This window comes from Paracoccus sp. SSJ (genome assembly GCF_030234105.1).
GTDB classification, from domain to species: Bacteria; Pseudomonadota; Alphaproteobacteria; order Rhodobacterales; family Rhodobacteraceae; genus Paracoccus; species Paracoccus denitrificans.
In genome coordinates, this window is sequence record NZ_JASSPE010000059.1 from 1 (window position 1) to 2,022 (window position 2,022).

The 2,022-nt window shown below is 67.4% G+C and carries 2 protein-coding genes; both read left to right on the forward strand.

Annotation, left to right across the window (positions count from 1 at the left end; all coding sequences use genetic code 11):
* Position 1: 1 nt before the first annotated feature.
* Positions 2–886, forward strand: coding sequence for a bifunctional methylenetetrahydrofolate dehydrogenase/methenyltetrahydrofolate cyclohydrolase FolD (gene folD, locus QPR87_RS23450; RefSeq protein ID WP_074810269.1), 885 nt, complete (start codon positions 2–4; stop codon positions 884–886).
* Between the two features lie 71 nt (positions 887–957).
* Complete coding sequence (gene purU / locus QPR87_RS23455) at positions 958–1,842, forward strand: formyltetrahydrofolate deformylase (protein ID WP_011748893.1); 885 nt, start codon at positions 958–960, stop codon at positions 1,840–1,842.
* Positions 1,843–2,022 lie beyond the last annotated feature (180 nt).

The window sequence follows — 2,022 nt, forward strand, 5'->3', positions numbered from 1 at the left end:
GATCATCGACGGCAAGGCTTTTGCTTCTGGTGTCCGGGGCCGCGTTGCGTCGGCGGTTGCCGGGCTGGAGGCCGCGCACGGGGTGGTGCCGGGGCTGGCGGTGGTGCTGGTGGGCGAGGATCCGGCGAGCCAGGTCTATGTCCGCAACAAGGGCATCCAGACCCGCGAGGCCGGCATGGCGAGCTTCGAGCACAAGCTGCCGGCCGAGACGGCGCAGGCCGAGCTCATGGCGCTGATCGAACGGCTCAACGCCGACCCCGCGGTGCATGGCATCCTGGTGCAGCTGCCGCTGCCCCGGCACATGGATGCCGAGGCGGTGATCAACGCCATCGACCCGAAGAAGGACGTGGACGGCTTCCATGTCCTGAACGTGGGCCTGTTGGGGACCGGGCAGAAGGCCATGGTGCCCTGCACGCCGCTGGGCTGCCTGATGCTGTTGCGCGACACGCTGGGCGATCTGTCCGGGCTGAACGCGGTGGTGGTCGGGCGCTCGAACATCGTCGGCAAGCCGATGGCGCAGCTGCTCCTGAACGAAAGCTGCACGGTGACCATCGCGCATTCGCGCACCCGCGACCTGGCCGGGCTCTGCCGCACGGCCGACATCCTGGTCGCGGCGGTGGGCCGGCCGCGGATGATCCGCGGCGACTGGATCAAGCCGGGCGCCACGGTGATCGACGTGGGCATCAACCGCATCGAGGAGGCGGGCCGCTCGCGCCTGGTCGGCGACGTGGACTTCGACAGCGCCGCGCCGGTGGCGGGCGCCATCACCCCGGTGCCGGGCGGCGTCGGGCCGATGACCATCGCCTGCCTGCTCGCGAATACGCTGACCGCCTGCTGCCGGGCCAACGGCCTGCCCGAGCCCGATTTCGCAGAGGCGGGGGGCTGACCGCCTGACGGTTCCCCGGATATGCGCACAAGAAGGAAATCAGGGCCCTTGCCCTTTCAGTGGAGAGCCAGATGAAGAAATACACGCTGACGGTCGCCTGCCCCTCGACCCGCGGCATCGTCGCCACCGTGGCCGGCTTCCTGGCCGAGCACGGCTGCAACATCACCGATTCCAGCCAGTTCGACGACATCGAGACCGGGCGCTTCTTCATGCGCGTCAGCTTCGTCTCCGAGGAAGGCGTGGGGCTCGAGGAGTTGCGCGCGGGCCTGGCCGAGCCGGCCAAGCCCTTCGACATGGACTATGCCATCCATGACGAGGCCGAGAAGATGAAGGTGGTGATCATGGTCAGCCGCTTCGGCCATTGCCTGAACGACCTTCTGTATCGCTGGCGCATCGGGGCGCTGCCGATCGAGATCGTGGCGGTGATCTCGAACCACATGGACTACCAGAAGGTGGTGGTGAACCACGACATCCCCTTCCACTGCATCAAGGTCACGAGGGAGAACAAGCCGCAGGCCGAGGCGCAGCTGATGCAGGTGGTCGAGGATTCGGGCGCCGAACTGGTGGTTCTGGCGCGCTACATGCAGGTGCTGTCGGATGCCTTGTGCAGGAAGATGTCGGGGCGGATCATCAACATCCACCATTCCTTCCTGCCCAGCTTCAAGGGCGCCAACCCCTACAAGCAGGCCTTCGAGCGCGGGGTGAAGCTGATCGGCGCGACCAGCCATTATGTCACCGCCGACCTGGACGAGGGCCCGATCATCGAGCAGGACATCATCCGGGTGACGCATGCGCAATCGCCCGAGGACTACGTCTCGCTGGGCCGCGACGTGGAGAGCCAGGTTCTGGCCCGCGCCATCCACGCCCATATCCATCGCCGGGTGTTCCTGAACGGCAACAAGACCGTGGTCTTCCCCGCCTCGCCCGGCAGCTACGCCAGCGAGCGCATGGGCTGAGAGCGGCACGGGGCAGCCATCGGGCCGCCCTTTTCGCGCCCGCCGCTTCTTCGTTCGAAAAATACTCCCGCCGGAGGCAAGGCGCCGAAGCCGGCGCCGGGCGGGAAGAACCGGCTACGAACCGTGACGCCGCCGCAACGCATCCTCAACCGTCGGCGCGTAATGCACAAGCGGACGGCG